The 13,963-nt window shown below is 48.6% G+C and carries 13 protein-coding genes; 9 read left to right on the forward strand and 4 right to left on the reverse strand.

The window, feature by feature from the left end:
• Positions 1-235 precede the first annotated feature (235 nt).
• From gpmI to P8P30_07780, 5 genes are read left to right on the forward strand one after another with little or no spacing between them, the layout of a single operon-like run.
• Positions 236-1,753, forward strand: a complete 1,518-nt coding sequence (gene gpmI / locus P8P30_07760; protein ID MDG1287447.1) for a 2,3-bisphosphoglycerate-independent phosphoglycerate mutase — start codon at positions 236-238, stop codon at positions 1,751-1,753.
• Position 1,754: 1 nt separating this feature from the next.
• A complete protein-coding gene (locus tag P8P30_07765; GenBank protein MDG1287448.1) occupies positions 1,755-2,798 on the forward strand; it encodes a peptidoglycan DD-metalloendopeptidase family protein in 1,044 nt (347 codons plus the stop codon).
• A 45-nt stretch (positions 2,799-2,843) separates the two neighbouring features.
• The gene (locus P8P30_07770) at positions 2,844-4,250 is read left to right on the forward strand and encodes a S41 family peptidase (GenBank protein MDG1287449.1); all 1,407 of its coding nucleotides are present in this window, start codon (positions 2,844-2,846) and stop codon (positions 4,248-4,250) included.
• Positions 4,247-5,578 (forward strand): divergent polysaccharide deacetylase family protein, encoded by a 1,332-nt coding sequence (locus P8P30_07775; GenBank protein MDG1287450.1) that lies wholly within the window; start codon positions 4,247-4,249, stop codon positions 5,576-5,578. The genes P8P30_07770 and P8P30_07775 overlap by 4 nt, the downstream gene beginning before the upstream one ends.
• Entirely contained in the window at positions 5,562-6,035 is a 474-nt protein-coding gene (locus P8P30_07780; GenBank protein ID MDG1287451.1) for an RNA pyrophosphohydrolase, read from the forward strand. Before P8P30_07775 ends, P8P30_07780 begins: the two co-directional genes overlap by 17 nt.
• Before the next feature lie 26 nt (positions 6,036-6,061).
• On the opposite strand, the gene P8P30_07785 is transcribed toward P8P30_07780, so the two are convergent.
• Entirely contained in the window at positions 6,062-6,742 is a 681-nt protein-coding gene (locus P8P30_07785) for a uracil-DNA glycosylase (GenBank protein ID MDG1287452.1), read from the reverse strand.
• A 108-nt stretch (positions 6,743-6,850) separates the two neighbouring features.
• Here P8P30_07785 and groES point away from each other — a divergent pair, with 108 nt between their 5' ends.
• The 4 genes from groES (at position 6,851) to P8P30_07805 (ending at position 10,179) form a co-directional block, all read left to right on the forward strand.
• Entirely contained in the window at positions 6,851-7,165 is a 315-nt protein-coding gene (gene groES / locus P8P30_07790; protein MDG1287453.1) for a co-chaperone GroES, read from the forward strand.
• 22 nt (positions 7,166-7,187) lie between these two features.
• A complete protein-coding gene (gene groL / locus P8P30_07795; GenBank protein ID MDG1287454.1) occupies positions 7,188-8,852 on the forward strand; it encodes a chaperonin GroEL in 1,665 nt (554 codons plus the stop codon).
• Positions 8,853-9,060: 208 nt separating this feature from the next.
• On the forward strand, positions 9,061-9,381 hold the full coding sequence (locus tag P8P30_07800) for a cupredoxin domain-containing protein (GenBank protein MDG1287455.1): 321 nt from the start codon (positions 9,061-9,063) through the stop codon (positions 9,379-9,381).
• Positions 9,382-9,384: 3 nt separating this feature from the next.
• Entirely contained in the window at positions 9,385-10,179 is a 795-nt protein-coding gene (locus P8P30_07805; protein MDG1287456.1) for an FTR1 family protein, read from the forward strand.
• Between the two features lie 10 nt (positions 10,180-10,189).
• On the opposite strand, the gene htpG is transcribed toward P8P30_07805, so the two are convergent.
• The 3 genes from htpG to gatB all read right to left on the reverse strand — a co-directional run bounded on the left by htpG (position 10,190) and on the right by gatB (position 13,942).
• Complete coding sequence (gene htpG / locus P8P30_07810; GenBank protein ID MDG1287457.1) at positions 10,190-12,115, reverse strand: molecular chaperone HtpG; 1,926 nt, start codon at positions 12,113-12,115, stop codon at positions 10,190-10,192.
• 117 nt (positions 12,116-12,232) lie between these two features.
• Positions 12,233-12,445, reverse strand: a complete 213-nt coding sequence (locus P8P30_07815) for a GIY-YIG nuclease family protein (GenBank protein ID MDG1287458.1) — start codon at positions 12,443-12,445, stop codon at positions 12,233-12,235.
• Between the two features lie 36 nt (positions 12,446-12,481).
• On the reverse strand, positions 12,482-13,942 hold the full coding sequence (gene gatB, locus P8P30_07820; protein MDG1287459.1) for an Asp-tRNA(Asn)/Glu-tRNA(Gln) amidotransferase subunit GatB: 1,461 nt from the start codon (positions 13,940-13,942) through the stop codon (positions 12,482-12,484).
• Positions 13,943-13,963 lie beyond the last annotated feature (21 nt).

The following is a 13,963-nucleotide window of genomic DNA, read 5'->3' on the forward strand; positions in this document are numbered from 1 at the left end:
CCGTAGAACCCGCAATGAAATATTTTATCAACTCTAACTGCTTATTTCTCGATAACTTACAATGCTTTATATACATCAATAACTCCTAACAATTTAAATGTTAGGTGTCAGCCCCTAATGTTTTAGTAAAAAGTTAGCGACAACTGTAACAACATTAACTTCTTCATACAAATGACAGTTGTGTGACAATGCATTTCATCTTGCGCCTTAGGTGCACCGCGCTACATTCCCTTCCATGACGATTCCTAAACCTGTTTTACTTTGTATTCTTGATGGCTGGGGCCATAGTGACTCCGCGCAAAATAACGCCATCGCGCAAGCGCATACTCCGAATTGGGAGATGCTGACGCGCAGCTATCCGCATAGCTTGGTCGATGCTTCTGCCGGGGCCGTTGGCTTGCCGGAGGGGCAAATGGGAAATTCGGAAGTCGGGCATACCAATATCGGCGCCGGTCGCGTGGTACTGCAAGATTTACCGAAAATTAATCAAGCGATTAGCGATGGCAGCCTCGCCAAACATCCTCGCTTGAATGATTATATCGCGAAATTAAAAACCGCCAACGGCACGTGCCACCTTATGGGGTTACTCTCTGACGGCGGCGTGCATTCGCATCAGGATCATCTGGTGGCTTTGGCGAAAATTGTTGCGGATGCCGGCGTGCCCGTAGCGATTCATGCGTTCCTCGATGGGCGTGATACTCCGCCAAAATCGGCGGCTGATTTCATGCAAGCCTTTGAGGCCGCACTTCCGCAAGGCGCGAGCATCGCCACCATATCAGGACGTTACTTTGCGATGGATCGTGATAATCGCTGGGATCGTGTCGAAACCGCATATCGCTGTATGGTGGAGGGCACCTCTCCCACTCGCGCACCGGATGCTGCACAGGCTATTGCCACCGCTTACACACTTGGCCAAACAGATGAATTCGTCGCGCCCGTCGCCATCGGCGATTATGCCGGTATGAAGCGGGGCGATGGATTGCTGATGGGTAATTTCCGCTCCGACCGCGCACGTCAAATGCTACATAGCTTGATTGACCCAGCCTTCACAGACTTTACGCGTGAACCAATCGCCTTTACTGATATCCTTGGCATGGTCGAATATTCCAGCGCGCTTGGCGAGATGATGGACTGCCTTTTTCCGCCTGAAGCACTCTCCAATAGCCTCGGCGAGGTCATTGCTAAAGCGGGCCTTAAACAGCTCCGCATTGCAGAAACAGAGAAATACGCCCATGTGACCTTCTTCTTTAATGGCGGGTCCGAAGCGGTTTATGAGGGCGAAGACCGTATCCTTGTGCCATCACCGAATGTCGCCACTTATGACCTACAGCCCGAAATGTCCGCGCCAGAAGTGACGGAGAAACTCACCGCCGCTATTGAATCTGGTACTTATGATCTCATCATCTGCAACTATGCCAATACTGATATGGTCGGCCATAGCGGAAATTTAGAGGCAGCTAAAAAAGCAGTTGAAGCCGTCGACACCGCCATTGGCACATTGCATTCTGCCATCACGCAAGCGGGTGGAGCCATGCTAATCACCGCAGATCACGGCAATGCAGAGCAAATGGAAGATGAATCAACCGGGCAACCGCATACGGCGCATACGATCAACCTCGTTCCGTTCCTTGTGGCAGGCGCCGGCGATGTTTCGCTGAAAGATGGCGTATTGGCCGATATTTCACCGACGATTCTACAACTCATGCAGCGCGACCAACCGGCAGAGATGACCGGCCAGTCGCTCATTAAATAAGATGCTCCGCGTTTTCTTATTGTCTGTTCTACTGCTGGCGACTCCGCTCTTCGCACAAGCGGGGCAAACAGAGATCAACCAGCTGCAAGAAAAACTCATTACGCTTGCCAAGAAACTACGCAGCGGAGAAGGCAAGCTCGCAAAACTTGCTCATAAACAAGCCAGACTCGACGCGCGAATTACCGATGCTCGCACCCGTATGGATGAGAATCGCGAGGAAATTGACACGTTATTAAAAAGCCTGATTCGTCTCTCTCGTACGCCGCCCGAAGCGATCGTCGCCATGCCAGGTGAACTACGCCATACGCTCCAAGCGGCGCAACTCATGACGAACCTGACCGAGCAGCTTCAAACAAAAACAGGGCAACTCGCCCACACCCTTAAGACGCTCAAAACAGACGAATTAGAGATGGCCGAAACGCGTGTTAGCCTCCAACAGCAACAGAAGCGATTAGTCGCATCCCAACGGGCGATGGCAGAAAAGCTAAAGATACGAAAAACGGCCTACCGAAAGAATAATAAAAGCTTCACCGAGCGCGTCAAAGAAGCCAGTAAGATCAAAAAATCATCACGCGATTTAAAACAACTCGTCACCAAATTAGAAAAGACAAAGCGCGGCAAAAAAGCACCCGCAAAAGTGTCCTATTCAAAAGGTCGCGCATTTAGTAAAAGCAAAGGCAGCGTGCGCCTACCTGTCGCTGGGCGTATCATCAAGCGCTTCGGCCAAAAAGAGGGCGTCGATCAAACCAGCCATGGGTATAAATTGGCGAGTGCCGCCGGTGCTACAGTCATCTCCCCTGCCTCAGGCGAAGTGATGTTTACAGGCCCCTTCCTTGATTATGGCAATATTGTGATCTTGCGATATGACCGTGGATACCACTTATTACTCGCTGGAATGGATCGGATCGATTGCTCGGTTGGGCAAAAAATTCGTAAAGGTGAACCCGTAGGGCGTTTGAAGGGTAGCAATAATTCCAAAGCTGATTTATACATGGAGTTACGCAAAAATGGTAAGCCCGTTGATCCCTCACCGTGGTTTGGCTAAAACACTCATAAATAGAATAAAAATTATTAAAAGGCTTCTTACATAATGTTAAAATCTCTTGCTACCGCGCTCGTCTGTACTTCTTTTATTTTGACTACCCTACCGACCGCGACGCTCGCAGCGAATAACGATGAAATCGATAGCGGCATACGCAAGCTAGATAAACGCACGTTCGAGTTTCTCAACCTCTTTGGCGAAGTCTTCGAGCGCGTGCGTAATGATTATGTCGAAGAAGTCGATGATGGCGAAGTGATTGAAAATGCGATTAACGGCATGCTCTCCTCGCTTGATCCGCACTCAAGCTACCTCACGGAAAAAAGCTTCAAAGAAATGCAAGTTCAAACCAAAGGTGAATTTGGCGGCCTCGGCATTGAAGTGACGATGGAAAATGGCTTAGTCAAAGTGGTATCTCCTATTGATGATACCCCTGCCTCGAAAGCTGGTGTCGAAGCCGGTGATTATATCAGCCATATTGATGATGAACCCGTGATGGGGCTAACCCTTTCGGAAGCCGTTGAGAAAATGCGCGGCCTAAGAGATACGAAAATTAAAATCACTATCTTACGCGAAGGCGCAAATGAGCCGATCGAAATTACGCTGACGCGCGCGATTATTGAGATTCGATCTGCCAAATGGAAAGAAGAAGGCAAAGTCGGCTATCTGCGCGTCACTTCATTTTCGGAACATACAGGCAAAAAAATGCGCGAAGGCATTGCCGAATTGAAAAAGAATATTCCCGATATGACCGGCCTCGTGCTTGATTTACGCAACAATCCAGGCGGCTTGCTCGACCAAGCTATCTCAGTTTCGGATGCATTCCTAAGCCGCGGGGAAATCGTTTCCACTCGTGGCCGCGATAAAAACGACATCCGCCGTTACGGTGCGACATCGGGTGATCTTCTCAGTGACTTACCGATCGTTGTTCTCATTAATGAGGGTTCTGCTTCCGCTTCTGAGATTGTCGCCGGCGCCTTACAAGATCACAAACGCGCGGTCGTCATGGGCACAAAATCTTTCGGTAAAGGTTCGGTGCAAACGGTGATTCCACTCCCAGGGCACGGAGCCATGCGCCTCACCACTTCGCGTTATTACACGCCATCTGGCACATCGATTCAGGCGGAAGGCATTGCGCCAGATATTGAAGTGCAACAAGCAAAAATCGAACTCGTTAAAGGCGGTAAACAACGCTACGAATCTGACCTTCGCGGAGCCCTCAAAAATAAAGACAAAAAAGGCTTATCTCGTTTATTTAGTGGCAAAGATAAAGAGGAGGACAAGAAAGAAGAAGTGACTGCCGGAAAAGCACCTAAACTTGGTAGCGCTGATGACTTCCAACTTTCTCGTGCAATTGACTTATTACGTGGCCTTTCCATCGTCAGCGGGAAGAACGAAATAAAGCCAAAGCCCGCTAAAACAGCAGACATAAAGAAGGAACTTAAGGTAGCGAAGTGACCTCTGAAACCCCAGAATCCATCTGGCATTGGATTTCCTCCTCAATGTGGAAAATCATCTGCGGGGCAATGGCACTCATTTGCCTATTTCTACTGCTCAGCTATTTCGCGCAGGGCAGCAAACTAGCTGATAACGCTCTTAGCAATGCACAGCGTTTGATTATCCCACTGCAAGAAGATGGCGAATGGGTTGGCACGAAAGTCAAAGTCGATAGGGGTGATAAAACTCCGTCTAGAAAGGGGAAAGCGGCACTTACCCCCACCCAAAGCAGAACTACTACTGCAGCACATGTGCCCCAAGAGCACCTCCCCAGTGAAGGTCATGCGGCTAACTTAACGGGTACCGTTCCCGAAAGCATGCCAGACACGACAGAGCCACGCCTCACACAAGATACAGAGGTCATCATCAATACTGCAATCGAACCACTCACAATGCCTCAAACTCAGACTCCAACAGCGATTGCTGGAATGGCTCCTGAACCTGAGCCAGCCCCTAATGCGCCCCTAACACCACTCGCGAAACGTCCGTATGATGAAGCATTGAACGCCGCACCCACCGCTGACTTAAATGAGAAAATTGGTGAACATTTAATTCCGCGCATTGCCGAAGATGGCACCAAACCGTGGAAGCATTTCGGGAAACCATTTGCAGATGATAAGGTAAAGCCGATCATCGCCGTGATCGTTCGTGGCCTTGGGCTTGGTCGCCTAACGACCGAAAATGCCCTCAATTTACACGGCAATGTAACGCTTAGCTTCTCGCCTTATGCAAAGAACACCAATATGTGGGGCAGCCACGCGCGCAATATCGGTCATGAAATCATGATTGACCTGCCACAGGAAAGCGTCTCATACCCTGCCGATGACCCTGGCCCTTATGCGCTCCTCAACACGCTAGATGCTGAGAGCAATAAAACTCGCCTACATTGGGTGATGAGCCGTATCCCAGGCTATGTTGGCTTCCTGCAGAATGACAATCCTGCTCCTCAAAGTGCGGATATGATTAGCGCTTTCACTGAACTGGCGAAACGCGGCGTCTTCCTCATTGAGTCCCCCATCGAAAAAACAACCAGCCTTACCAGACAGCAAGAGCAAATGGGGTTACTCACGCATCCTTACACCCGTAATTTAGATGAAATTTTAAGCGAAGAAGAGATTCAACGGCAGCTTGATTTACTCGTCAAGGATGCGAAAAAACATGGCACCGCGATCGCCGTCGCACGCCCCTACCCGCTCACGTTGGAACTCTTGAATAAATGGACAGAAGAACTGGATGCACTCGGCGTTACGCTTGCCCCTGTCTCAGCGGTGATTGAACGTGAGCTCTAATCTTCCCTACCGCAAATGCGCCGGTATTATGCTACTAAATGATGCCAATCAGGTATTTGTTGCCAAGCGCATCGACATGCGTGCTGAAGCATGGCAGATGCCCCAAGGCGGCATTGACGAAGGCGAAGATCCACACACCACGGCCTTCCGCGAAATGGAAGAAGAGATCGGCACAGCTAAAGGCGAAGTGATCGCTGAGAGTGCAAATTGGCTGACTTATGATCTACCGGAGGCACTCATCCCCAAAGTATGGAATGGGAAATACCGCGGACAAGAGCAAAAATGGTTCTTGATGCGTTTCACGGGCAAAGATTCCGATATCAATATCGAAACCGAACATCCTGAATTTCTGGAATGGAAATGGGCTGATCCGCAAACTTTGCCCGATATTATCGTCCCGTTTAAGAAGCAACTATATGCAGATATCTTAGCAGAATTTCAGGGTTATCTAAAGTAAAGTCCCTGCCGTCGCAGGTATGATGGCTACAGCAAGCTTTGCGCCTTACTTATCACCTCATCAAACATCTTTAAGGTTAGGCGCCCTGTATTCACATTATAGCGCGACGTATGGTAGGAGTTGAGGATTTGGTAACCATCAATTTCATGCACGGCGCTATGCTCAAACTTAAAGGCAGATTGCTTTTGGCCTAGTGCTTTCAGCACCGCCTTATGCGAAACAAGCCCTAGCGTTAGAATGACTTTTAAATTCTCCATCGCCTTTATCTCTTCCAACAAGAATGGATTACATTCGGCGATTTCTTGCGTAGTGGGCTTATTTTCTGGCGGCACACAGCGCACGGCATTGGTGATGCGGGCATTATCGAGTTCAAAATGAACCTCCGTCGTTTGATGCTCCGCCGAGCGGAAAATGTCACTCGGTAACTTACCGCCTTCCAACCACGCGCTATCTTGCATAAACCCTTTTCGTGCGAGAGCTGGATAGAGCAAGTCACCCGCATAATCTCCGGTAAAAGGACGGCCTGTGGCATTGGCGCCCTTAAGGCCTGGAGCCAACCCCACGACTAAAAATTCGGCTTCAAGCGCGCCAAAGCTCGGAACCGCACCATTAAAAAATGGCGGATATTTTTGACGATTTTGCTCGTGAAAATCACATAATCGCTCACATTTAGGGCAATTCTTGTCCGGAAGTGTGTATTTTTGCATTTTATTTCGCTTGCACCCCTTGTACTTTAGCCGCGTATACCCTACATCTAGCGCACAAATGATGCAAAACATCGTTGTAGGAAAATACTATTTAAATGGAGAATTAAAATGAACGTACGTCCGCTACATGACCGAGTATTGGTTCGTCGCCTAGAGTCTGAAACAAAGACTGCTGGTGGTATCATCATCCCTGACAGCGCCAAAGAAAAGCCTATGGAAGGCGAAGTAATGTCTGTTGGCACTGGCCACAAATCTGAAGATGGCAAAGTAACTGCACTTGATGTGAAAGCCGGTGATGTTGTTTTATTCACTAAATGGGCTGGCACGGAAGTGAAAGTTGAAGGCGAAGAGCTGATGATTATGAAAGAGTCAGACATCCTCGCTATCGTTGAAGATAAATCAGCTGCGAAACAAGCAGCGTAACTAAACGCAAGGAGACATAACCATGTCAGCAAAAGAAATTAAGTTCGGCACAAATGCACGTGACGAAATCATCAAAGGCGTAGATATTCTCGCTAACGCAGTAAAAGTAACGCTTGGCCCTAAAGGTCGCAACGTTGTTTTGGACAAATCTTTCGGTGCTCCACGCATCACAAAAGATGGCGTAACCGTTGCTAAAGAGATCACTCTAAAGCACAAATTCCAAAACATGGGCGCACAAATGATTCGTGAAGTTGCCTCTAAGCAGAATGATGTTGCCGGTGACGGTACAACAACTGCAACGGTACTGGCACAAGCGATCGTTAAAGAAGGAACAAAAGCCGTGGCTGCTGGCCTCAACCCAATGGACCTAAAACGCGGTATTGATGCTGCGGTTATCGCCGTTGTGGAAGAAGTGCAATCCATGTCTAAAGACGTGAAGAACCAAGAAGAGATCGCTCAAGTCGGTACTATTTCTGCTAACGGTGACACTGAAATCGGCACGAAAATCGCTGTTGCGATGGACAAAGTCGGTAAAGAAGGCGTGATCACGGTTGAAGAAGCAAAGGGTCTAGACTTCGACGTTGATGTTGTACAAGGCATGATGTTTGATCGCGGTTACCTCTCTCCTTACTTTGTGACTAACTCTGACAAAATGACGGTTGAGCTAGAAAGCCCATTCATCCTTTTGTTCGAACAAAAGCTAACGTCGATGCAATCGCTTCTTCCTGTATTGGAAGCAGTGGTTCAATCTCAACGTCCGTTGATGATCATTGCTGAAGATGTTGAAGGCGAAGCACTTGCAACTCTCGTCGTGAACAAACTACGTGGTGGCTTGAAAGTCGCAGCGGTTAAAGCACCTGGTTTCGGCGATCGTCGTAAAGCAATGTTGGAAGACCTTGCGATTCTTACAGGTGGTACTTTGGTGACAGAAGATCTCGGCATCAAACTTGAAGATGTCACGATGGACATGCTTGGTTCGGCTAAGAAAGTTACCATCACTAAAGACAACACAACGATTGTTGATGGTGCGGGTGATGATTCTGCTATTGAATCTCGTACAAACCAACTTCGCAAGCAAATCGAAGAAACGTCTTCTGACTATGACAAAGAGAAACTACAAGAACGCCTAGCGAAACTCGCCGGTGGTGTTGCAGTTCTTAAAGTCGGTGGTAACACTGAAGTCGAAGTTAAAGAACGCAAAGACCGCGTTGACGATGCCCTACACGCGACTCGCGCGGCTGTAGAAGAAGGTATCGTACCAGGTGGTGGCGCTACGCTTCTATATTCTGCAAACATTCTAGATGATTTGATGAAGAATGCTAAGAATGACGAGCAAAAAGCCGGTATCAACATTGTGAAGCGTGCGTTACAAGCGCCACTTCGTCAAATCGTTGAAAACGCTGGCCTAGACGGCGCAGTGGTTGCAGGCAAAATGCTTGAGTCTAACGATAGCAACTTTGGTTTCGACGCTCAAAACCTTGAGTATGTTGATATGATCAAAGCCGGTATCATTGACCCAACTAAAGTGGTTCGTACTGCCTTGCAGGACGCCGCTTCTATCGCTGGTTTAATGATCACAACCGAAGCATTGGTCACCGATGCTGAAGATGACAGCAAGCCAAGCGGCGGCGCACCTGATATGGGCGCTATGGGCGGCATGGGCGGAATGGGTGGCATGGGCTTCTAGTCCAAACACTTTAACGCACTAAGAATCAGGGCTGGAGAGAAATCTCCGGCCCTTTTTCTTTTCTAACTTCTCGCTCGCCTCCTCGCCACTCGTCATTGCCCAACTTGTTCGGGCAATGACGGTAGAAAAACATGACATAAATTTAACATCCCGACCACTTGCAACTGATTCTCACTTACTATATAGTCTTCGCGTAATGGAGAAACACATGAAATTCTTAACACTCGCCCTCACCCTTGCTTTGATTGCCGTTAATGCAAACGCGATGGAAACTCGTGAGATTATTATTAAGGATCACAAATTTATACCAGAGGTACTGACCATCCCGGCTGACACTCGTGTAAAATTACTCGTAAAGAATCAAGACCCAACCGCCGCCGAGTTCGAAAGCGACGATTTCAAACGCGAGAAGATCCTCCCCGGCAATAGCCAAGCAAATATCTTCATCCCCGCGCTGCCAGTCGGCGAATATAAATTTTTCGATGAATTTAACGTCGACACCACCCAAGGCATTTTAAAGGTCGAATAGATAATGTACGGCGTTAGCATATTTGTATTACGAGAAGTGTTTGAAATTGCACTCATCATCAGCGTCATGCTCGCCGCAACACGCGGTCTTAGCGGACGCATGCCTTACATCTGGGGCGGCATGGTTGCCGGTGCTGCGGGTGCTGCCGTGATCGCCGCCTTCACCAGCACCATCAGCCAACTAGCCGATGGTATGGGGCAAGAAATCCTCAATGCCGGCATCCTCCTGACTGCCGCCGCAATGATTGGCTGGACGGCGATCTGGATGCGCGTACATGGCCGCGAGCTGTCTCAAAACATCAAAAGCGCTGCCAATAACAACTCCATGTGGATACTCTTCACTATCATCGCCCTCGCCGTATTCCGCGAAGGCGCAGAGATGGTACTTTTCTCTTTCGGCGCCCATGCTCAAGGCACTACATGGTTCGAAATTAGCGAAGGTGCCGTGATCGGCCTTATTGGCGGCGTGGTCATCGGCACGCTCTTCTATCTGGGCATGATCAAGCTCTTCGCCCGCCATTTTCTTAGCATCACGAGTACGCTCCTGACCTTCCTAGCCGCGGGCTTAGCCGCCAAAGGCGTCTATTACCTCGCCATGGTCGGCTTGGTGCCAGAATTTGGTTACCAGCTATGGGATAGCAGCTTCCTCGTCAGCAATGAAAGCATCCTCGGCGAATCCCTCGGCGTGCTACTAGGCTATAACGCCACCCCATCCGGCATTGAGCTAATGGTTTACGTCGCCACCCTAGCCCTCATTTACAGCGGTTTGAGAGCCTCACAGAAAAGCCACTCCTCCTAAGGGGGAGTGCTTAAGCTGCTAAACCACTCGTCAAAAACTGTGTCAGACGGCGACTGAATGCGGCAGGGTCAGAAATTTCCTCACCCTCCGTAATCTTCGCTTGGTCTAGCAACAGCCACGCCATATCTTCGGCTTTGGCATTACGTCCCTGATCACCGATATTCTCAGCCAAGGCCTTAATCACCTGATGGTCAGGATTAATTTCCAGAATTTTGGCATAGGCCGTATCGGGCAGCTGCTTATTCTCGCGCATGAAGCGTTCCATTCGGATATCCATATCACCCTCAGCGACCGCCAAACAAACCGGGCTTTCCGACAGTTTATTCGTGGTACGCACTTGCTTTACAGACTCGCCGTAAATCTCTTGAAGCATCGTAACGAGCACCTCCATTTGACCAGATTCCTTCTCGTCTTCCTTGCTTTCCTCCGCCTTATCATCATCGGTATATTTATCGAGATCATTGCTGGCTTTGGTGACAGACTTGAACTGCTTACCCTTATATTCATTCACCACATTCACCCAGAAATCATCGACATGGTCATGCAGCAATATCACATTGATGCCATGCTTCTTGAAGCCCTCTAATTGTGGGTGATGGCGCAACGTTTCAAGCTTCTCTCCGGTCAGGTAATAGATCGTATTCTGATCTTCCTTCATGCCTTCAACATACGCATCCAGCGTGGTCGTAGAATCCCCTTCCGAGGTACTAAACATACAGGTTTCTAAGATACGTTCCTTCATCTGGCTCTGCTCGCACAGACCTTCCTTCAGCACGGCACCAAAATTATTCCAGAATTTCGTATATTCTTCCGGCTCTTTTTCGGATTTCTTCTTGAGCGTCATCAGCACTTTTTTGGTGATAGAATCCTGAATCTTTTGCAACATCGGATTATCTTGCAACGTCTCGCGGCTGATATTTAGCGGCAAGTCTTCGCTATCGACCACCCCACGCAAGAAGCGTAGATAAGCCGGCACAATCTCTACGTTTTCATCCGTAATAAACACGCGCTTCACGTAAAGCTTCACACGGCGGCGACGCTCCTGATTAAACAAATCAAATGGCTGCTGCGAGGGAATAAACAACAAGTTCGTATAGCTGAGATTGCCTTCAATTTTATTATGCAAGATCGCCCAAGGCTCATCAGGCTGATGCGCTACGTGGTTGTAAAATTCTTTATACTGCTCATCCTCAATATCCTTGGTCGGGCGAGTCCAAAGCGCCGCCGCTTCATTGAGCTGATTGCTCTCACCCTCTTCATCGGTGAAATGGATAGGGAAGCTAATATGGTCCGAATAGGTTTGTGCAATATGGCTGATACGGTGCTTATCGGCATATTCCTCAGAATCGGCGCGCAAGTGTAGGATGATTTCCGTACCGCGCGTAAATTCATCCGTCACAGGCTCTAACGTAAATTCGCCCTCGCCTTCGGATTCCCATGTCCACGCTTCTTTCTCACCCGCTTTAAGCGAGCGAACAGTGACTTTATCCGCCACCATATAGGCCGCATAGAAACCCACACCAAATTGACCAATCAACGAGGTATCCTTCGCCGAGTCACCCGTTAGCGCTTCCATAAATTCGCCCGTGCCAGATTTTGCAATCGTGCCGAGATTCGCCACGAGATCATCACGGCTCATGCCAATACCATTATCGCGAAGGGTCAGCGTACGTTCGCCCTCATTGGACGAAATGGCAATGCTCAACTCTGCATCTTTACCTAGCAGCTTATCGTTCGAGAGCGCTTGATAGCGAAGCTTATCGCACGCATCGGATGCATTAGAAATCAGCTCGCGCAAGAAAATATCTTTATTGGTATAAAGCGAGTGAATCATCAGCTTCAGCACCTTGGAAATTTCCGCACTAAATTCGTGTTTCTCTACTTTAGATTCAGTCTTTTTAGACTCAGTCTTTTTCTTCGTTTTAGCTTCGGCCATTTTCTTACTCCCATTACCCGTCATTACAAGAAGCGTTAGCGACGCAGCAATGGCGATATTATTTACCTACAGAGGATATGGTGCAGTTAAGTGGGATTTCAAGAGGCAGAATTGTCATCAAACGGTAATATTAGAGGTGTATAATGTAGCATCCTCAATACATTCATGCAGTTCGTAGTAAACCAGCGCTTTAGTTTGGTATTTGCGGGAGAAACCTTCCATGACATCCGTACGATGCTCATAAACCCGACGAATTAAATTCGTCGTCATACCAATATATAACGTGCCGTTGCGCTCACTCGCTAAGATATAAATAGCAGGTTGTTTCATATTCTCACTGGATACCCGCCTACGCGGGTATTTCGGTTAAGAAAGTTTTGCCTTAAGCACTTCATTCACCGCCTGCGGATTCGCTTTGCCTTGGCTGGCTTTCATCACTTGGCCGACGAAGAATCCGAATAGCTTGTCTTGACCGCCTTTATAAGCTGCTACTTTATCGGCATTGGCCGCCAGCACTTCATCAATCATCGCTTCAATCGCGCCCGTATCGGTCACTTGGCGTAGACCTTCTTCTTCGACGATCGTCGCCGCATCTGCGCCCGTTTCAAACATTTTATCGAGCACGTCTTTGGCGATCTTACCAGAGATGGTATTATCTTCCATAAGCGCCAGCAAACCACCAAAGGCTTGTGGCGAAACAGGAGAATCTTCAATGTCTTTTTCCAGCTTATTGAGGCGCGCGAAAAGTTCGCCTGTCATCCAATTCGCCGCAAGCTTGGCGTTATTATCATTGGCCACTTGCTCAAAATACTCCGCCGAGGCTTTATCCGATACAAGCACCGATGCATCGTAAGGCTTTAGCCCCATATCGGTGATGTAGCGTTGTTTTTTATCATCCGGAAGCTCTGGCAAAGTCGCACGAATTTTCTCGACATACTCATCTGAAAATTCGAGTGGTAGCAAATCAGGGTCCGGGAAATAGCGATAATCATGCGCATCGGCTTTGCTGCGCATACTACGTGTTTCGTTCTTGGCGGAATCATAGAGGCGCGTTTGTTGGTCAATCTCGCCGCCCGCTTCCAAAATCTCCACCTGACGATTCGCTTCAAACTCAATCGCCTTTTGCAAGAAACGCATGGAGTTCAGGTTCTTAATTTCACAACGGGTACCAAGCTCAGTCTCGCCCACTTTACGCACGGATACATTCGCATCGCAACGCATGGAACCTTTTTCCATATCACCATCACACGTACCGAGATAACGCACGATAGAACGCAGCTTTTTCATATAAAGCGCCGCTTCTTCAGGCGTGCGCATATCAGGCTCAGAAACAATCTCCATCAAGGCAACGCCCGAACGGTTAAGGTCAATGAACGTGCTATCCGGCGAATGCTCGTGCATCGATTTCCCGGCATCTTGTTCCATATGCAGGCGGGTAATACCGATTTCGCGGATCGTGCCATCTGGCATATCGAGCAGCAAGACCCCTTCGCCCACGATTGGATCAAGGAATTGCGAGATTTGGTAGCCTTGCGGCAGATCTGCATAGAAATAATTCTTACGATCAAACACCGAACGGTTATTGATTTGTGCTTTCAGCCCAAGGCCCGTGCGAACAGCTTGCTCGACTGCCACATCATTAATCACAGGCAACATGCCTGGCATCGCCGCATCAACGAAGCTCACTTGTGTGTTAGGCTCCGCGCCAAATTCAGTGGCCGAACCCGAGAATAACTTGGCTTTCGTCGCGATTTGCGCGTGCACTTCAAGGCCGAGAACCACTTCCCAATCGCCTGTATTACCTTTGATGATATACGGTTCGCTCATGATTACTAATCCTCGTGAAAT

This window comes from Rickettsiales bacterium (assembly GCA_029252805.1).
Taxonomy (GTDB): Bacteria; Pseudomonadota; Alphaproteobacteria; order Rickettsiales; family JALZUV01; genus JALZUV01.